General features: G+C 68.0%; 15 protein-coding genes. 2 read left to right on the top strand and 13 right to left on the bottom strand.

The window, feature by feature from the left end:
* Nucleotides 1-52 precede the first annotated feature (52 nt).
* On the bottom strand, nt 53-2365 hold the full coding sequence (locus tag ASG48_RS14020; RefSeq protein WP_055850980.1) for a ComEC/Rec2 family competence protein: 2313 nt from the start codon (nt 2363-2365) through the stop codon (nt 53-55).
* Nucleotides 2366-2477: 112 nt separating this feature from the next.
* Here ASG48_RS14020 and gltX point away from each other — a divergent pair, with 112 nt between their 5' ends.
* Complete coding sequence (gltX, locus tag ASG48_RS14015) at nt 2478-3899, top strand: glutamate--tRNA ligase (protein ID WP_055850977.1); 1422 nt, start codon at nt 2478-2480, stop codon at nt 3897-3899.
* A gap of 149 nt (nt 3900-4048) precedes the next feature.
* Nucleotides 4049-5338 (top strand): citrate synthase, encoded by a 1290-nt coding sequence (gltA, locus tag ASG48_RS14010; RefSeq protein WP_055850975.1) that lies wholly within the window; start codon nt 4049-4051, stop codon nt 5336-5338.
* Between the two features lie 84 nt (nt 5339-5422).
* Here the strand turns inward: gltA and lpxB are convergent, their stop codons facing one another.
* The 12 genes from lpxB to tsf all read right to left on the bottom strand — a co-directional run bounded on the left by lpxB (nt 5423) and on the right by tsf (nt 17943).
* Entirely contained in the window at nt 5423-6568 is a 1146-nt protein-coding gene (gene lpxB, locus ASG48_RS14005; protein ID WP_055850972.1) for a lipid-A-disaccharide synthase, read from the bottom strand.
* The gene (gene lpxI, locus ASG48_RS14000; protein WP_055850970.1) at nt 6565-7452 is read right to left on the bottom strand and encodes a UDP-2,3-diacylglucosamine diphosphatase LpxI; all 888 of its coding nucleotides are present in this window, start codon (nt 7450-7452) and stop codon (nt 6565-6567) included. The genes lpxB and lpxI overlap by 4 nt, the downstream gene beginning before the upstream one ends.
* A 4-nt stretch (nt 7453-7456) precedes the next feature.
* A complete protein-coding gene (lpxA, locus tag ASG48_RS13995; protein ID WP_055850967.1) occupies nt 7457-8263 on the bottom strand; it encodes an acyl-ACP--UDP-N-acetylglucosamine O-acyltransferase in 807 nt (268 codons plus the stop codon).
* Nucleotides 8264-8267: 4 nt separating this feature from the next.
* Nucleotides 8268-8735 (bottom strand): 3-hydroxyacyl-ACP dehydratase FabZ, encoded by a 468-nt coding sequence (gene fabZ, locus ASG48_RS13990; protein WP_055850964.1) that lies wholly within the window; start codon nt 8733-8735, stop codon nt 8268-8270.
* A gap of 1 nt (nt 8736) precedes the next feature.
* Nucleotides 8737-9783: a UDP-3-O-(3-hydroxymyristoyl)glucosamine N-acyltransferase gene (gene lpxD / locus ASG48_RS13985; protein WP_055851355.1), complete on the bottom strand. Its 1047-nt coding sequence runs from the start codon at nt 9781-9783 to the stop codon at nt 8737-8739.
* Between the two features lie 139 nt (nt 9784-9922).
* Nucleotides 9923-12379 carry an outer membrane protein assembly factor BamA gene (bamA, locus tag ASG48_RS13980; RefSeq protein ID WP_055850961.1) on the bottom strand — a complete coding sequence of 819 codons (2457 nt, stop codon included), beginning with the start codon at nt 12377-12379 and terminating at the stop codon, nt 9923-9925.
* Between the two features lie 202 nt (nt 12380-12581).
* Nucleotides 12582-13721: an RIP metalloprotease RseP gene (rseP, locus tag ASG48_RS13975; RefSeq protein ID WP_055850958.1), complete on the bottom strand. Its 1140-nt coding sequence runs from the start codon at nt 13719-13721 to the stop codon at nt 12582-12584.
* A 112-nt stretch (nt 13722-13833) separates the two neighbouring features.
* On the bottom strand, nt 13834-14697 hold the full coding sequence (locus ASG48_RS13970; protein WP_055850957.1) for a CDP-archaeol synthase: 864 nt from the start codon (nt 14695-14697) through the stop codon (nt 13834-13836).
* 4 nt (nt 14698-14701) lie between these two features.
* The gene (locus ASG48_RS13965; protein ID WP_082529478.1) at nt 14702-15418 is read right to left on the bottom strand and encodes an isoprenyl transferase; all 717 of its coding nucleotides are present in this window, start codon (nt 15416-15418) and stop codon (nt 14702-14704) included.
* A 71-nt stretch (nt 15419-15489) separates the two neighbouring features.
* The gene (gene frr / locus ASG48_RS13960; RefSeq protein WP_055850952.1) at nt 15490-16047 is read right to left on the bottom strand and encodes a ribosome recycling factor; all 558 of its coding nucleotides are present in this window, start codon (nt 16045-16047) and stop codon (nt 15490-15492) included.
* 32 nt (nt 16048-16079) lie between these two features.
* On the bottom strand, nt 16080-16799 hold the full coding sequence (pyrH, locus tag ASG48_RS13955; RefSeq protein WP_055850950.1) for a UMP kinase: 720 nt from the start codon (nt 16797-16799) through the stop codon (nt 16080-16082).
* Nucleotides 16800-17013: 214 nt separating this feature from the next.
* Nucleotides 17014-17943 carry a translation elongation factor Ts gene (gene tsf, locus ASG48_RS13950; RefSeq protein WP_055850948.1) on the bottom strand — a complete coding sequence of 310 codons (930 nt, stop codon included), beginning with the start codon at nt 17941-17943 and terminating at the stop codon, nt 17014-17016.
* Nucleotides 17944-18064 lie beyond the last annotated feature (121 nt).

Below are 18064 nucleotides of genomic sequence, written 5' to 3'. Positions count from 1 at the left end.
AAAGTCCGATCGTATTGCGGTTTTCGCGCTTCCCGTCGGTTCCATCCGCCCTCTACGGTCGCGTTTCGTCCGGTGCGGCGGCGCTTGCTTCCCCCGGCGATGTCGCGCGCGGCGCGTCCTTCGCCGCTGAAGCGTCGTCCACCGGTTTGCGCCAGAATTCCGGCCAGCGCGCGAGGCGGTGCCGGTTCCACTCGTTCGGCTCGACGCCGATCGAGCTCTCGGTCGTGACGCGGCCCGTTTCGGCATCGCGCGAGATCGCGAGCGATCCCGTGCGCCTGAGGGTTCGAAGCGTGACGAGAAGCGCGCCCGACGGGCAGCGCGCCGGACGCAGGGCGCGGGCGACGATTGCGACGTCCGAGCCGTCGCAGGCGCGACTCCAGCCCTCGAACTCGTCCGTCCAGGCGATGCGCAGCCCGTCCTGCGTCGCGAAGCGGCAGATGCCGCCCGCGCAGTCGTCGCGCTCGATCGTCCGCAGCGGTCCACCCCGCGCCATCATGCCTCCGCCATAGGCGCGCTGCCATTGATCGGCCACGAAGCGGCTCGGGCGGGGCTTGAGATAGGCGAGCGCGCCGTCCGCCTGGAGGACGGCGATCTCCTTGCCGTCCTCGAAGATGAGGAGCGACGGGCGCACGCCGCCCTGGGGTGCCACGGCGAGCCCTGCAAGCGCCAGGGGCAGGGCAATCCAGCGCAGCCCGCTGACGAGAAGCGAGGCCGCGAGAATGGCGGCCGTCAGGAGAAGGAGGCCCGCCGCGCTCGTCAGCCCCACCGGCGTCGAAGGGAGCCAGGGATAGAGCCCTTCGGCCACGAGGAGCACGCCGTCGAGACCCCAGCCCATGAGGACGAGCAGCGGCCCATCGAGGCCGAAGGGCATGGCCACCGCCGAGAGCAGCGCGAGCGGCATGATCCACAGGCCGAAGAGCGGCATGGTCAGGACGTTGGCGACGAACCCGTAAGGGTTCAGCGTCTGGAAATGGTACGCGCCGTAGGGCCCGGTGGCCGCGGCCGCCAGGAGGGAGGCGAAGGCCGCCCCCGCGACGACGCGCCAGCCGTGCCGAAGGCGGCCGGCCTTCTCCTCGCCGCGCCTGCGGCGCCGTTCGGCGAGGCTGCGGGCCAGCGCGGTATAGAGACCGACGAGTGCGGCCGTGGCGGCGAAGCTCATCTGGAAGCTCGCCGTCATCACCGAATGCGGCTGGTAGAGAAGAACGACGATCGCCCCGATGGACAGGTTGCGCAGCGTGACGGCCGGGCGATCGAACAGGACGGCGGTCAGCATCACCGCCAGCATCACGTAGGAGCGCGTCGTCGCGACGTTCCCGCCTGAGATCAGGAGGTAGAAGGTCGCGATGCCGAGCGCCACGAGCGCCGCGATCTTCTTCAGCGGCCAGCGCAGCGCGAGAGCGGTGGACAGACCGAGCAGCGCGCGCGTCAGCGTCATCGCGAACCCGGCGACGAGCGCCATATGGAGCCCCGAGATCGAGAGGACATGGGCGAGCCCCGTGCCGCGCAGCCATTCCTCCACCTCCTCGGGGATGCCGGCGCGCTCGCCGGTGACGAGTGCCGCGGCGATCGCCCCGGATGGCCCGCCGATCGTCTCGGCGATGCGTTGGGTCATGGCGATGCGTATTGTCGCGAGGGCGAACCAGATCCGGTCCGACAGGCCTGCCGGCGGCCTCGCCTCTCGCGGCTCCGGCGCGCCGAGGCTGAACCCGTAGGCGCCCGGGCCGCCGAAGAAGGGCGCGAAGGCGAAATCGTGCGCGCCGGGATAGGCGGGACCGGCCGGCGCGCGAAGGCGCACGAGGCCGGCATAGGTCGCGCCGGGATCGAGCGGCGCGTGCCGGCTCGAAACGACGACGCGGGCGGTTTCCGGCGGACGCGAGAGGACCGGGCGCTCGGTTCGCTCGATGGCGATGAGATACCGGAATCGGTTTCCCTCGTCGCGGTCGCGCCACAGGACCCGGCCCTCGATGCGGACGGTGGCCTCGCCGGAAAAGATCGTGGTCGCGGCGCGCGCGAGTTCCTGCGTGGCGAGCGCGCCGCCGGCCAGACAGAAGCCGGCGGCGAGGAGGCCGTTGGCGAAGGCGGGGCGCGGGCGGCAGAGCGCCGAAAGACAGAGAAACAGAAGCGCGGCGAGAGAGACGGCGGCAAGGCCGGGGCGCCAGCCCGCGCCGTAGACGAGCGCGGCCCCGGCCGCCAGACCGAGGGGCACGAGGTGGAAGGCGCTGCGGGCGCTCGCCTCCCGTTCGAACTGCCGGTGGAACCAGGCCCTTGCGTCCTCGCCCGGGCGCACGAGCCAGGCGCGGCCGGGCAGGCGCCAGGCCGGCCAGCGGCGCGCGGTCGTCGCAGTCTTCGCGGCTCCCGTGGTCATCGCCGCGGCCGGTCCGTCACCTTGTGTCTCTGCCCGCCTATGCTACACACCCGCGCTCGGAAAGCGACGCCGCCTGGAGCGGCCTTTCGCGCCTCTCAAAAGGACGCCCATAATGACGAAGAGCGTCGTCACGCGCTTTGCGCCCTCGCCCACCGGCTATCTCCATATCGGCGGCGCCCGCACCGCCCTCTTCAACTGGCTCTATGCCCGCCACACCGGCGGCAAGATGCTGCTGCGCATCGAGGACACCGATCGCGAGCGCTCCACCGAGGCGGCGGTCACCGCCATCATCGAAGGGCTGGACTGGCTCGGTCTCTCGGCGGACGAGCCGCCGGTCTCGCAGTTCTCGCGCGTCGCGCGCCATCGCGAGGTCGCCGAGGAGCTCGTCGCGCGCGGACGCGCCTACTACTGCTACGCCTCGCAGGCCGAACTGGAGGAGATGCGCGAGACGGCCAAGGCCGAGAAGCGCCCGCCCCGCTACGACGGCCGCTGGCGCGACCGCGATCCCTCGGAGGCGCCGGAGGGCGTCAGGCCAGTGATCCGCATCAAGGCTCCGCAGGACGGCGAGACGCTGGTGCGAGACCGCGTGCAGGGCGACGTGCGCTTCCCGAACAAGGATCTCGACGATTTCATCCTCCTGCGCTCGGACGGAACGCCCACCTACATGCATGCCGTGGTCGTCGACGATCACGACATGGGCGTCACCCACATCATCCGCGGCGACGATCACCTGACCAATGCCGGACGCCAGACGCTGATCTACGACGCGATGGGCTGGGACGTGCCGGTGATGGCCCATATCCCGCTCATCCACGGGGCGGACGGCGCCAAGCTCTCCAAGCGCCACGGCGCGCTCGGGGTCGAGGCCTATCGCGCGATGGGCTACATGCCGGAGGCGCTGCGCAACTATCTCGCCCGACTCGGCTGGAGCCATGGCGACGACGAGATCATGTCCACCGCCGACATGGTCTCCTGGTTCGAGATCGAGGACGTGAACAAGGGCGCCGCACGGTTCGACTTCGCCAAGCTCGAAGCCGTCAGCGGCCACTGGATCCGGGGTGCGCAGAGCGCCGATCTCGTCGAGCGCCTGATGGTCGAGCGCGACCATCTGCCGAACGGCCAGATCCTGAAGGGCGCCGACGACGCCACGGTGCGCGAACGGCTCCTCGCGGCGATGCCCGGTCTGAAAGAGCGCGCGCGCACCTTGGTCGAGCTCTGCGAAAGCGCGGCCTATCTCTTCGCGCCCCGCCCGCTCGTGCTCGACGAGAAGGCCGCCGCGCTCCTCGACGCGGATGGCCGGACGGTCGTCGCCGAACTCCTGCCGCGACTTTCGGCCGCCGGAAGCTGGGACGCGCCGACGCTCGAGTCCGTCGTCCGCGCCTTCGCGGAAGAGAAGGGTCTCAAGCTCGGCAAGGCGGCGCAGCCGCTTCGCGCCGCCCTCACCGGCCGGGCCACATCGCCCGGCGTCTTCGACGTTCTGGAGGTTCTGGGACGCGAGGAAGCGCTGGCGCGGCTCGGCGATCAGGCGGCCTGACCGTCAGGTCGCAGCGGCATTTTCGCATCGCGGAATGCCTTTGCGGCCGAAACTTGTTCCGCTTCGGGCTTTGGAGTAGGCAGATCGAGCAAACCTTGTGCGCTGCGAAATGGTACGGCCTACCGCAGCTTTTGAAGAAGGGGCCCTGCATGTCCGATGAGTCGGCGAAACTGACGTTCAACGACAAAACCGCCGCCTTGGCGCGACGCACTGGTACGATCGGCCCCGAGGTGGTCGACATCTCCGCCCTGTACAAGGACACCGGTCTCTTCACCTACGACCCCGGTTTCTCGTCGACGGCATCCTGCGAATCGAAGATCACCTATATCGACGGCGACGAGGGCGTGCTGCTCCATCGCGGCTACCCGATCGACCAGCTGGCTGAGAAGGGCGACTATCTCGAGACCTGCTACCTCCTGCTCTACGGCGAACTGCCGACGGCGCGCGAATACGAGGACTTCGTCTACCGCGTGACGCGGCACACGATGGTCCACGAGCAGATGAGCCGCTTCTTCACCGGCTTCCGCCGCGACGCGCATCCGATGGCCGTCATGGTCGGCGTGGTCGGCGCGCTCTCGGCCTTCTACCACGACTCGACGGACATCGCGGACCCGCACCAGCGCATGGTGGCGAGCCTGCGCATGATCGCGAAGATGCCGACCATCGCGGCCATGGCCTACAAGTACCATGTCGGCCAGCCCTTCGTGTATCCGCGCAACGAGCTGACCTACGCCGAGAACTTCCTGCATATGTGCTTCGCGGTGCCCTGCGAGCCGTACAAGATCAATCCTGTCCTGGCCAAGGCGATGGACCGGATCTTCATCCTCCATGCCGATCACGAGCAGAACGCCTCGACCTCGACCGTGCGCCTCGCCGGGTCCTCGGGCGCGAACCCCTTCGCCTGCATCGCGGCCGGCATCGCCTGCCTCTGGGGACCGGCGCATGGCGGCGCCAACGAGGCGGCACTGAACATGCTGACGGAGATCGGTACGAAGGACCGGATTCCCGAGTTCATCGCCCGCGCCAAGGACAAGAACGATCCGTTCCGCCTCATGGGCTTCGGTCACCGGGTCTACAAGAACTACGACCCGCGCGCCAAGATCATGCAGCAGACCTGTCACGAGGTGCTCGACGAACTCGGCATCAAGGACGATCCGCTGCTTGAAGTGGCGATGGAGCTCGAGCATATCGCGTTGCACGACCAGTATTTCATTGACAAGAAGCTCTATCCCAACGTGGACTTCTACTCGGGCATCACGCTGAAGGCGCTCGGCTTCCCGACCACGATGTTCACCGTCCTCTTCGCCATCGCCCGCACCGTCGGCTGGATCGCACAGTGGAAGGAGATGATCGAGGATCCTCATCAGCGCATCGGCCGTCCGCGCCAGCTCTATACGGGCGCTCCCTCGCGCGACTATGTCGCGGTGGACAAGCGCTGAACCGAACGAGGCGGCTTTCGCCTTCCTCTCTCGACGATCTGGACGGGCGCTTCGGCGCCCGTTTTCGTTTCGCCCGGCCGAAGATTACCGCAGAAGGCTCAGGACGATTTCGGCCGCCGCATCGCCGGGATCGCGCTCGACCGCCATTCGCCGGCGTATGTCGGAAAAACCGGCGACCTGCGCGGCCCGCTCGGGCGTCTGCGTCAACAGCCGCTCCAGGCGCCGTGCGAGATGGTCGGGCCGCACGATCTCGTGGAAATGCTCCTGCACCAGCGGATGACCGGCGATGAAGTTCGGCAGCGCCGCCGTCCAGGCCGAGATCATGTGGCGGAAGCGATAGGCGATCGGATCGAGGCGGTAGGCGAGCGCCATGGGCACGCCGGCCAACGCCAGTTCCAGCGAAACGGTGCCGGAGGCGGCGAGCGCGGCGTCCGCCGATGCGAAGGCCGCCCATTTCTCGTCCTCGCCCGTCACGATCCGCGGCTTGAACGCCCAGGCCCGCATGCGCCGCTCGAGATCCGGCTCATGGCGGGCGAGCGTCGGCAGAGTCGCCGACAGTCCCTCGATCCTGCCATGGAGCTTCTGCAGCGTGGCGCCGAAATCGTCGATCAGGCGGTCGATCTCGCCGCGGCGCGAGCCCGGCAGAAGAAGGAGATGCGGCGGGCGGGCGGGCCCCGTCTCGCCCGCTTCGCGCTTCGCCATGATCGCCCGCAGCGCCGGCACGGCCATCAGCGGATGGCCGACATAGGTGGCGGGCGGTCCGCCGAGCCGCTGCATGATCTCCGGCTCGAAGGGCAGAGCGCAGATGGCGTGGTCGATATAGGGCCGCATCTTCGCCGCCCGCTCCTCCCGCCACGCCCAGACCGTCGGCGGGATGTAGTTCACGATCGGGATCGTGGGCGCGCGGGCGCGGACCTTCCTGGCGACCCAATGCGAGAAGGTCGGGCTGTCGATGATGACGAGAACGTCCGGCTTCATCGCGAGTATCGCGTCCGCCGTCTGGGAGACGCGGCGCACGAGCTGCGGCAGTCGCGCGACGATCGCGCCGATGCCGATGATCGAGAGCTCCTCGATGTCGAAGAGCGTCTCGACCCCCTCGCCCTGCATCGCCTCGCCGCCGAGGCCCGCAACGGTCAGCGACGGTCCGATCCGGGCCCGGAGCGCACGGATGAGGTCGGCACCGATCCGGTCGCCCGAGGGCTCGCCGACGACGAAGGCGACGGTGGTCATCGCGGGGCCTCTGCGCTTTCCGGTTTCGGGTCGGCATCGTCGCCGAGGCCGAGCACGAAGAGCCCGGCCGACTCGGCGCGGGCTCGAAGATCCTCGAGGTCGATCAGCAGCGCGCGTTCCGCCGTCACGCCGATGCCGACGAGCCCGGCGGAGGCGGCCTCCCCGATCGTCGAGGCTCCGATGCTCGGCAGGTCGAAGCGGAGATCTTGAGCCGGCTTACAGGCTTTGACAAGGACGGCCCGTTCGTGGCGGCCGATCCGGCCCGCCACGCGAAGGGCGGCGACCCGTTTCAGCATGTCCCGCGTGCCCTCGATCCCTTCCAGCGCGATCACGCGATCGGCGGAGGCGACCACGGCCTGCCCGATGTCGAGGCTTCCGAGCCGGCGGGCGGCCTCGTTCGCCAGGGCGAGCGCGACCGCGTCGCTCGCGGCGGGCGGCGGTCCGGCGATTCGCCCGCCCGGCGCCAGAAGGCGCGGTGCCACGGCCTGCACGGGAACGAGCTCGAACCCGTGGGCGCCGAGGAAGCTCGCCAGGCGACGCAACAGGCTGTCGTCGCCGCCGCGCACGATCCGCAGAGCGCTCGGCAGATGCAGGAGCGTGCGAAGGCTCGGCCGCAGCGCGCGAAAATCCGGGCGTTTCGTCACCGTACCGCAGAAGACGAGACGGCGCACCGAACGGGCTTTCAGGAAGGTCAGCGCGTCGCCCGCACGACCCCAGGCGTAGGGATAGGTCTCGTGCCGGTCCCAGACCTCGTCGATCGCATCGGCGATCCGCACGACGATGGGCGCAAAGCCCGCCTCCTGCGCGGCATCGGCCACGATGCGCGGGAGACTTCCGCCGCCCGCCAGGATACCGAGCGGCTCGCCGGGACGCTCGGGCGTCACGCTCTCACGCCGGGCGCGTGTGCCGGGGGAAGCATATCGCGCGGTCGCCGCCGGCGCGGATGAAGCCCAGCATGTCCTGCACCAGCGGGTCCTCGCCGAACTCGGCCTGCACCTCGTCCATGTTCTCCTTGAACGTCAGGTCGTCGGAGAACAGCATCCGATAGGCCTTGCGCACGTTGCGCACCGCCTCGCGCCCGAAGCCGGCGCGCTTCATGCCGATGACGTTGAGGCCGGAGAGATAGGCACGGTTGCCGAGGACCATGCCGAAGGGAATGATGTCGCCTTCCACCGCCGCGAGACCGCCGACATAGGCGTGATGGCCGACGCGGGTGAACTGGTGGATGCCGGACCCGCCGGCGATCGTCGCATAGGCGCCCACCGTGCAATGGCCGGCCAGCATGACGTTGTTGATCAGCGTCACGTTGTTCTCGATCAGGCAGTCGTGGGCGACATGGGCGCCGGTGAAGAAGTTGCAGTCGTCGCCGATCGTCGTTTCCGAGCGGCCCTGGACGGTGCCCGGATTCATCGTCACGTGCTCGCGCACGAGGCAGTTGCGGCCGATGACGAGGCGCGTATCCTCGCCCTTGTATTTCAGATGCTGGGGCGCATGCCCGAGCGAGGCGAACGGGTAGATCTGCGCATTCTCGCCGATCGTCGTGTTGCCCGCGAGGACGACGTGGGAGCGCAGCCGACTGCCGGCGCCGAGGCGCACCTGCGGGCCGATATGGCAGAAGGGGCCGATCTCGCAGCCCTCCCCGATCTCCGCCCCGGCTTCGATGATCGCACTGGGATGTATCAAGCGATCGCTCATCGGATCAGGACGGCTCGCGCGGAACGAGCATGGCGCTCACCGTGGCTTCGGCGACCTTCGCTTCGTCCACCTTCGCCACGCAGTCGAAGCGCCAGATATTGCCGCGCTGCTTCACCTTGGTGACGTGATATTCGAGCCGGTCGCCGGGAAGCACCGGCTTGCGGAACTTGGCATTGTCGATCGTCATGAAATAGACGAGCTGCGGCACGCCGCCACCCATGCTCATGCAGCAGATCGCGCCCGCGGTCTGCGCCATGCCCTCGATGATGAGGACGCCGGGCATGACGGGGGCATTCGGGAAATGGCCGAGGAAATGCGGCTCGTTGGCGGTGACGTTCTTGATGCCGATGGCGCTCCGGTCGCCGTCGATCTCGACGATGCGGTCCACCATCAGGAACGGGTACCGATGCGGCAGCGTCTCCAGGATCTTCATGATATCGGCGCTCTGCAGCACCGCCGTCTCGACCGTCATGTCAGCTCCCCGCAGGCCGTTTTCGCCGCGCCATTTCCGCCAGCCACGTGACTTCGCGGAACCATTCCTTGATCGGCCGGGCGGGTGTTCCGCCCCAGCGCGCGCCGGGCGGGACGTCGCCCGCCACGCTCGAGACGGCCGCGATCTGCGCCCCCGCCCCGACCGTGACATGGCCGTTCAGCCCGGTCTGCCCGCCGATCATCACGCCGTCGCCGATCGTCACGCTGCCGGAGATTCCGACCTGGCTGACGATGACGCAGTGGCGCCCGATCGCGACGTTGTGCGCGATCTGAACCTGATTGTCGATCTTCGTGCCCTCGCCGATGACCGTGTCGCGGATCGCGCCGCGGTCGACCGTGGTGTTGGCGCCAATCTCGACGTCGTCCTGCACGATGACCCGCCCGATCTGCACGGCCTTCATGAGTCCCGACGGACCAGGCGCGTAGCCGAAACCGTCCTGTCCGAGGCGTACGCCGGGATGGAGGATGACGCGGTTGCCGAGATAGGAATGGGCGACGGTCGCCTGCGCGCCGATGCGGCAGTCTCGTCCGATGCGGCAGCCGAGGCCGATACTGGCGCCGGGACCGACGATCGTCCCGCGCCCGATCTCGGCGCCGGGTCCCACGACCGCGAAAGCCTCGACCGTGACGCCGTCCTCCAGACGCGCCGTCGGATCGATCTCCGCGCGGTCCGAGAGACCCTCGCGCGTCACGGCCCGCGGCATCAGCGCATCCGGAAACAGCGCCTGGCCGACCTTGACGAAGGCGGCCTGCACGTCCTTCACGACCAACGCGGCGCGGGTCTCGGCGAGGAACTTCAGCTGGCGTTCGGAGATCAGCACCACGCCCGCCGCGCTGGAAGCGAGGTCGCCGGCATAGCGGGGATTGTCGAAGAAGGCGACGTCCGACACGCGGGCCGACTGGAGCGGCGAGAGGCCGGTGACACGGTCATCGGGCTCGAAGGCTCCGACCGGACGGCCGCCGACGAGGTCAGCGACGGCCTGCAGCGTCAGCCCGGGCCCGGGCGGGAAGAACGGATGGTCTTGCATGGGCGGCATTTGGACGGGCGACATGCGCCCGCTTCCCTCCAGGTCTTGAAGACGCAGAGCCGGGCGGCGCCTGTGGGCCGCCCGGATGCTGCGCTGGGCCGCCGAGCGCCGGAATCGCGGATGATCCCGGCGCGAGCCGTCAGAAGCGCGAGGAGAAGCCGAACGAGAACTCCTGCGTCTCGTCGTAGTCTTCCTTCATGAAGGGATGCGCGTAGTTCACGCGCAGCGGCCCGAAGGGCGAGGCCCAGATCACGCCGACGCCCGCGGAGGCGCGCAGCGCCGCGTCGTCGCCCTCAACGCCGGGCTCGCCCGCGAAGTCCGTGCCCCAGAGCGAGCCCGCATCCGCGAAGATCGCGCCGCGGAAGCCCAGATCGCGAGAGACGACCGGCAGCGGGAACGTCGCCTCGGCGGAGGCATTGGCGTAGTTCGTGCCGCCGATCGCGACGCCGTACTGGCGCGGACCGATGCCCTTGTACTCGAAGCCGCGGACGATATCCTGGCCCTTGAAGAAGTTGTCGAACACGCGCAGTCCGTCGCCGCCGAGTTCGGACACGTTGCCCGCGCCGCCCGACAGCTGACCGATCACGTCATACTCCTCGTTGAGGAGCTTGAAGTAGCTGGCCTTGCCGGTGGTCTTGATGAAGTTGGCGTCGCCGCCGACGCCCGCGAATTCCTGGCCCGCCTGGACGAGGAAACCCGAACGCGGATCGTTGTTGTTGTCGAGCGTGTTGTAGGTCAGCGTGTAGGAGACCGACGAGGTGATGTAGGGGCTGTCGCAGATCGCCTGGTTGATGATCGGCGAGTCCGTGTAGAGCGGCGCCGTCGCGCCGGATCCGTCCGGATTGAACTGGTTGCCGACCGGGTTCGGATTGCCGCAGGTGCTCAGCGTGCTGATGTAGCCGTCGTCGCTCGGCGACAGACCGTTGATGTCGCGGATGCCGAAGCCGCTGTCCTCTCCGAACTTCTCCTGCTTGTAGTTGTAGGCGACCTGCGCCGTCAGATGCTCGGTGATCGGCGCGGCGAGACGCACGTCGCCGCCGGTCCGCTGGATGTCGTAGGAGCCCGAGGTGTTCTCGGTGTGGTAGATGTCGAAGCCGGCGGCGAGGCGACGCCCGAGGAAATAGGGCTCGGTGAAGGAGAGGTTGTAGCTCTGCGTGTCCTGGCCGAAACCGGCGGACACCTTGATGAACTGGCCGCGACCGAGGAAGTTGCGCTCGGTGACGCCGACCTCGGCCACCGGACCGGAGCTTTCGCCGCCGGTCGTGTAGCCGCCGCCGAGCGAGAGCTCGCCCGTCGCCTTCTCCTCCACGTCCACGATGACGATGACGCGGTCGGGCTCGGCGCCCGGCGCGGTCGAGATCGAGACCTTGGTGAAGAAGCCGAGATCCTCGAGACGCTGCTTGGCGCGCTGCACGAGGACCTGGTTGAAGGCGTCGCCTTCCGACACGTCGAACTCGCGACGGATGACGTAGTCACGCGTCTTGGTGTTGCCGCGGATCTCGATGCGCTCGACATAGGCGCGCGGGCCCTGGTCGATGACGTAATTGACCGAGATGGTGCGGTTGGTGAAGTCGCGGTCGCCGCGCGGGGTCACCTGCGCGAAGGCGAAGCCGTCATTGGCGAGCGCGTTCGTCAGATTGACGAGCGTGTCCTCGACCTTCTTGGCGCTGTAGACGTCGCCGGACTGCGTCTCGATCTCGCCCTGCAGGGTGGCGGTATCGACGCCCTCGACGGTCGAGTCGATCGAGACGTTGCCGAACGCGTAGCGCTCGCCCTCGTCCACCGTCACGGTGATGAAATAGGCGTTCTGCGCCTCGTCGAGCTCGGCGACCGAGGAGACGATGCGGAAGTCGGCATAGCCGCGGTTGAAGTAGAAGCGGCGCAGCGTCTCCTCGTCGGCCCGCAGACGGGACTCGTCGTAGACGTCGTTGCGCTTGATGAAGCTGAGAAGGCCGCTTTCGCGCAGCGCGATCACCTGCTTCAGGCGGCTGTCGCTGAAGGCGTTGTTGCCGACGAAGCTGATCGTCTCGATGCCGGTGCGGTCGCCTTCCTGGATGTCGAACACGACGTTGACGCGGTTCTCGCCGACCGGGACCGTGCGGCTGGAGACGACGGCGTCGCTTCGGCCGATGCTCGTATAGGCGTCGCGGATCGACTGCACGTCGGCATCGACCGTGGCCTTCGAGAAGGCGCCGCGCGGCGCCGTCTGGACGCCGGCCTGAAGCTGCTCGTCCTTGATCTTGGAATTGCCCTGGAAGAGCACCTGGTTGACGATCTGGTTCTCGTCGACCTGCACGGTGAGCGTGCCGCCGGACTGGCTGATGCGCACGTCCGAGAAGAGACCGGTCGCGAAGAGGCGCCGGACCGCCTCGTCCTGATCGGCCTCGGTCACGTTCTGTCCGGGCGAGATCTGCATGAAGCCGCGGATCGTGGAGGCTTCGACGCGCTGATTGCCGCTGACCTGGATGGAGCGGACGACCGCGGCCTGCGCCAGCTCGGGCACTGCGAACTGCACGCCCACCATCGCCGTCGTCGCGACGGTCGACGAGAGCGCGAGCGCCGACATGCGCCGCAGGATTTTCGTACCAGCCGTCATGGACTTAACCACCTCTTCCCATTCGCCCGGAGCATCTTCCCGACGCCCGTGCCGAAGCCTTTGTATCGGCTCCGACCCCGCGTTCAAGCAAACTGGCCCGATTCAGTTGATGAATCGGAAACCCCGTTGCACGGCGGCCACGCACGCCGAAGCACGGTTAACAGTTTGCAAATCCCCACAATCCCCCGACCCGATCCGGCTCTCAGACGAGTCCGGACAGGTCATTCCAGAACGCGAATACCATAAGCATCATCACCAGAGCGAGCCCAATTCGGAACCCGATCTCCTGCGTGCGCTCGCTCAAAGGCCTGCCGCGCAAGGCTTCGCAGGCGTAGAAGAGCAGGTGTCCGCCGTCGAGCATGGGAATCGGCAGGAGATTCAACAGACCGATCGAGACCGAGAGCAGACCCGCAAGGTTCAGGAGAGCGCCAAGACCGAAGCTAGAAACCTGTGAGGAAACCTGCGCGATCCGGATAGGCCCCCCGATCTGGTCGGCGCTCTGACGCCCCGTCACGACCTCGCCGATGAAAGAAACGGTACGCTCGGTCACGAACCATGTCTGACCGACGCCGTAATTGACCGCCTGCACGAGGGAGAGTTCCTCCGTGCGGAAGGCGGAGCCCTGGTCGTTGGCGACGATCCCGACCACCGCCTGCTCGAACTTGTTGCCGAAGGGATCGGTCTGGCTCTCGAGCCGCGGCGTGACGGTGAGGGTCACGTCGCGGTTCGCCCGCCGCACGATCATGGCGATGGGCGTGTCGGCGCGCACCGAGACGTAGCGCTGGAGATCGGAGAAATACTCGATCGCCTCGCCGTCGGCGGAGAGGATCCGGTCGCCGGGCAGAAATCCGGCTTCCGCGGCGGGCGAACCCGCCCGTACTTCCGCGATCACGGGATCGCCGACGACGCGCCCGTTGACATAGGCGACCGCCGAGAAGATCACGATGGCGAGGATGAAATTGGCGATCGGCCCGGCGGCGACGGTGGCCGCGCGCCGCCCGACGCTCTTGGTCTGGAACGCCCCTTCCCGCTCCTCGGCGCCCATCCGCTCGAGCGCGCCATGGTCGGGCATCGAGGCGGCGTTCTCGTCGCCGAGAAACTTCACGTAGCCGCCGAGCGGTACGGCGCACAGCTTCCATCGCGTGCCGCGCCGGTCGTTGAAGCCGACGATCTCGGGTCCGAACCCGACGGAGAAGGCGAGCGCCTTGATGCCGCACCAGCGCCCTACGAGGTAGTGGCCGAGCTCGTGGAAGAACACGATGATCGTCAGGACGAAGAGGAACGGCACGATATAGACGAGGCCGCCGCTCCAGATCTCGGAGAGGCCGGTGGGAAAGCTCATGCCGTCACCTTTCGAGCATGGGACGCCGCGCCTGCGGCGGCATCCGACGGTCCATCTGCGTTCGATGATCGCCGCGGAGCAAGGCGATACGAAGTCGCGTCTTCATCGCGGGTCAGGAGAGGACCGGTCCCGCGATGATGCCGAGCGCGGGCGTACGGAAGCCTGCCACGAGACCGCCGACCAGCCATGCGACGGCCGTCGCCACGATCAGGGCGTCGATCCGGTCCATCAGGCCGCCATGGCCCGGAATGATGCGGCCCGAATCCTTCACGCCGAAGCGGCGCTTGATCCAGGATTCGTAGAGATCGCCCGCCTGACCGACGATGGAGAGGACGGCGGCGAGGACGACGGTGAGGACCGGAACGCGCCCGGTCGTCGCCGCGCTGTAGAGCGCGGCGGCCAGGACACCGGCGGCCAGTCCCCCGAGCGCGCCGGAGATGGTCTTCTTCGGAGAGACGGCGGGCATCAGCTTCGGGCCGCCGAAGGTGCGGCCGGCGAAATAGGCGAAGATGTCCGTCGTCCAGACGACGGTGATGATGAGGCCGAGCGCGATCAGGCCGGACGAATCATGGCCGCGCAGCATGCCCGCCGGCAGGGCCGCGAGCGCGGCGTAGAGAAGGCCGCCGAGCACCCAGTCCGCCTTGCGTTCGCCGCGGTCGACGACGGCGATGAAGGCGGCCCCCGCCAGGACGGTGGCGATGGCCGCGAGTTCGAAGCCGAAGAAGAAGAAGAGCAGCGAGAGATAGAGGCTGCGCCGGGCGAAGGTGTGGATCTGCCCCGCGCGGCGGGCCCGCGTCATCCGGCTCCATTCGTCGAAGACGATGATGCCCGTGGCGAAGCACAACGCACGGAAGGCCCAGCCGCCCGTGAAGGTCAGCGCCAGAACGAGGCATCCGAGCACGAGCGCCGAAATCAGCCGCGAGCGGAGATCGGTCCAGCTCCCGGTGGTGAAGAAACGTCGAAGACCTAGGCCCATCGCCTCATGACGCGATCTCGCGCGACAGACCGCCATAGCGGCGGTCGCGACCGGCATAATCGGCCAGGGCTTCCCGGAATGCCTTGCGGTCGAAGTCGGGCCACAGGCAGGGCAGGAAGGCGAATTCGGAATAGGCGGCCTGCCACAGGAGGAAGTTCGACAGGCGAAGCTCGCCGCTGGTGCGGATGATGAGGTCGGGATCGGGAATGCCGGCCGTGTCGAGATGGTCGTCGAGATACTCGGCCGTCAGGGCCTCGAGGGGCACTTCGCCGGCCGCGAACTTCTCGGCGATGCGCCGCACCGCGCGGGCCACTTCGTCGCGCGCGCCGTAGTTGAAGGCGATGACCAGCGTCTGGCGCTGATTGTCGCGCGTCAGGTTCTCCGCCTCTTCGAGAAGGCCGCGGATGTCCGGCGTCAGGTTGTCACGGGCGCCGATGACGCGCACCCGGACGCCCTCCTTGTGGAGGTCGGCGAGGTCGCGGCGGATGAAGTGCTTGAGCAGCCCCAGGAGCTCGTCGACCTCGTCCTTCGGCCGACGCCAGTTCTCGGAGGAGAAGGCGAACAGCGTCAGGTACTGGATGCCGAACTCGCCCGCCGCGCGCACGGCCTCGCGCACGGCTTCGACGCCGCGACGGTGGCCCATGCTGCGCGGCAGTCCGCGGGAACGGGCCCAGCGGCCATTGCCGTCCATGATGATGGCGACGTGTTGGGGATGCCGCACCTTGGTGTCACCTTCCTCGTTGAAGCATCGTCTCCGGCCTCCCCGAAAGGAGGCCGGCCTCGGCGACGAGGCTACACCTGCATGATTTCGCCTTCCTTAGCAGCCAGAAGGCGGTCGATCTCGGTGACCGTCTCGTCGGTCATCTTCTGGACCTTCTCGGACTGCTGGCGGCTCTCGTCCTGGCCCAGATCGCCGTCCTTCTCGAGCTTCTTCAGGTTCTCCATCCCGTCGCGGCGCACGTGGCGCACGGCAACCTTGGCGCTCTCGCCATATTGATGGGCAACCTTGACGAGCTCCTTGCGGCGCTGCTCGTTCAGCTCGGGCAGCGGGATGCGGAGGTTCGTGCCGTCGGTGATCGGATTGAGACCGAGGCTGCTCTCGCGGATCGCGCGCTCTACCTTGCCGACCATCTGCTTGTCCCAGACCGAGACGAGAACCATGCGCGGCTCGGGCACCGAGACGTTCGCGACCTGGTTCAGCGGCATGGACGAGCCGTAGGCGTCGACCATGATGGGATCGAGCAGGTTCGGAGAGGCGCGGCCGGTGCGCAGACCGGCGAGATCGCTCTTCAGGCTGGACGTGGCGCCGTCCATGCGGCGCTTGAGTTCGTTCAGATCAAAACTGGCCATGTTCTTTCCTCTCTACGCCACGCGTACAAACGTCAATCGGAGACGATCGTCGCCCGCCCGCCGCCGGCGAGGATCTTCTGGAATTCGCCCGCCTCGTGGATCGAGAACACCACGATCGGGATATGGTTCTCGCGCGCCAGCGCGACAGCGGCGACGTCCATCACCGCAAGGCCGCGCGCCAGCACCTCGTCATGCGTCAGGCGGTCGTAGCGCTCGGCATTCGGATTGCGCTTGGGGTCCTCCGAATAGATCCCGTCGACCTGCGTTCCCTTGAAGAGGGCGGAGGCCCCCATCTCCGCGGCCCTGAGGGCGCCGGCGGAATCGGTGGTGAAGAAGGGATTGCCGGTGCCGCCGGCGAAGATCACGACGCGGCCCGCCGCCTGATGGGCGAGCGCCGAGCGCTGGGAGAAGCTCTCGCAGATCTCCGGCATCGCGATGGCCGACAGCACGATCGTGTCGACGCCGCGCTTGATGAGCGAGGTGCGCAGGGCGAGCGCGTTGATGACGGTTCCGAGCATGCCCATGTGATCGCCGGTCACCCGGTCGCCGCCCTTCGAGGCGACGGCCACGCCGCGGAAGATGTTGCCGCCGCCCACCACGACCGAGATCTCGACGCCGAGCTGGCGCGCCCCGTGAATGTCGGCGGCGATGCGGTCGGCGACGGCGACGTCGATGCCGAAGCCTTGCGACCCCATCAGGGCCTCGCCGGAAACCTTGAGGAGGACGCGTCGATACCGGACGTTCGGGTCCATCGGTCACCTTCTTCGAACCGCGCGGCGAAGGGTCGCCGGCAAGGGCGCCCGGTCCCGCGAGGGAGGCCGCGGGCGCGAGGCGCCGTCGGCGGTTGCATCCTGGAGAGCCTGTCCCGGATCGGGACATGATCGACCGGGTTTGCCCGATACATCAAGGGCGCCCGCTTGTCACGCGGACGCCCCTTCCTGGTTCGGATCGTCGTCGGCGCGCGGCTTACTTCTTGCCGGCCGCCGCCGCGACTTCCGCCGCGAAGTCGCTCGTCTCGCGCTCGATGCCCTCGCCCAGGGCGAAGCGGACGAAGGCGACGATCTTGGCGGGCGCCCCGAAGTCCTTCTCGCCGGCGGCCAGCGCCTTCTCGACGGTCAGGTCCGGGTTGATGACGAAGTTCTGCTTCAGGAGGACGACCTCCTCGTAGAACTTGCGCATGCGGCCCTCGACCATCTTCTCCACGATCGCCTCCGGCTTGCCGGACTGGCGCGCCTGGTCGGAGAAGATGGCCTTCTCGCGCTCGACGGTCGCGGGATCGATCTCGGCGTCGGTCAGCGCCAGCGGGTTCGTCGCGGCGACATGCATGGCGACCTGACGACCGAAGGCGGTCAGGGCCGCCTTGTCGCCGGTCGACTCGATGGCGACGAGAACACCGAGCTTGCCGAGACCGTCCGCCACCTGGTTGTGGATATAGGTCGCGACGATGCCGTCGCCGACCGACAGCGTGGTCGAGCGGCGCAGGTTCATGTTCTCGCCGATCGTGGCGACGGCGTCCTTGATCGTGTCCGAGACGGCCTTCTCTCCGCCGGGATAGGTGGCGGCGGCGACCGCGTCGACGGTCCCGTCAGTGGTCAGGGCCACCTTGGCGACATTGGCGACGAGCGCCTGGAACGCGTCGTTGCGCGCGACGAAGTCGGTCTCGGAGTTCACTTCGACGACGACCGCCTTCGTGCCGGACGAGGCGACGGCGACGAGACCCTCTGCCGCGGTGCGGCCCGACTTCTTGTCGGCCTTGGCGATGCCCTTCTTGCGCAGCCAGTCGATCGCCGCCTCCATGTCGCCGTTGGTCTCGGCGAGCGCGGTCTTGCAGTCCATCATGCCTGCGCCGCTCTTCTCGCGCAGTTCCTTCACCATCGAAGCGGAAATGGTCGTCATAGGGGCCTCACTGGAAACGATCGGGCGCACCCGCCCGCGGGAGCGGAGGGTGCGCCGAAGCTGTGACAGGACGACTGCGGGAACCGCATGTCGGGGTCTTCAAATGGAAACGGGACGGTTC

It is taken from the genome of Aurantimonas sp. Leaf443 (genome assembly GCF_001425575.1).
GTDB lineage: Bacteria > Pseudomonadota > Alphaproteobacteria > Rhizobiales > Rhizobiaceae > Leaf443.
The sequence above is the reverse complement of the archived record's forward strand: the minus strand, read 5'-3'. Positions and strand labels throughout refer to the sequence as shown.

What these genes read in the sequence shown, in the direction of transcription:
- ASG48_RS14020 (WP_055850980.1), bottom strand. Translation starts at nt 2,365, where the DNA reads ATGACCACGGGAGCCGCGAAGACTGCGACGACCGCGCGCCGCTGGCCG.
- gltX (WP_055850977.1), top strand. Translation starts at nt 2,478, where the DNA reads ATGACGAAGAGCGTCGTCACGCGCTTTGCGCCCTCGCCCACCGGCTAT.
- gltA (WP_055850975.1), top strand. Translation starts at nt 4,049, where the DNA reads ATGTCCGATGAGTCGGCGAAACTGACGTTCAACGACAAAACCGCCGCC.
- lpxB (WP_055850972.1), bottom strand. Translation starts at nt 6,568, where the DNA reads ATGACCACCGTCGCCTTCGTCGTCGGCGAGCCCTCGGGCGACCGGATC.
- lpxA (WP_055850967.1), bottom strand. Translation starts at nt 8,263, where the DNA reads ATGAGCGATCGCTTGATACATCCCAGTGCGATCATCGAAGCCGGGGCG.
- fabZ (WP_055850964.1), bottom strand. Translation starts at nt 8,735, where the DNA reads ATGACGGTCGAGACGGCGGTGCTGCAGAGCGCCGATATCATGAAGATC.
- lpxD (WP_055851355.1), bottom strand. Translation starts at nt 9,783, where the DNA reads ATGCAAGACCATCCGTTCTTCCCGCCCGGGCCCGGGCTGACGCTGCAG.
- bamA (WP_055850961.1), bottom strand. Translation starts at nt 12,379, where the DNA reads ATGACGGCTGGTACGAAAATCCTGCGGCGCATGTCGGCGCTCGCGCTC.
- rseP (WP_055850958.1), bottom strand. Translation starts at nt 13,721, where the DNA reads ATGAGCTTTCCCACCGGCCTCTCCGAGATCTGGAGCGGCGGCCTCGTC.
- ASG48_RS13970 (WP_055850957.1), bottom strand. Translation starts at nt 14,697, where the DNA reads ATGGGCCTAGGTCTTCGACGTTTCTTCACCACCGGGAGCTGGACCGAT.
- frr (WP_055850952.1), bottom strand. Translation starts at nt 16,047, where the DNA reads ATGGCCAGTTTTGATCTGAACGAACTCAAGCGCCGCATGGACGGCGCC.
- pyrH (WP_055850950.1), bottom strand. Translation starts at nt 16,799, where the DNA reads ATGGACCCGAACGTCCGGTATCGACGCGTCCTCCTCAAGGTTTCCGGC.
- tsf (WP_055850948.1), bottom strand. Translation starts at nt 17,943, where the DNA reads ATGACGACCATTTCCGCTTCGATGGTGAAGGAACTGCGCGAGAAGAGC.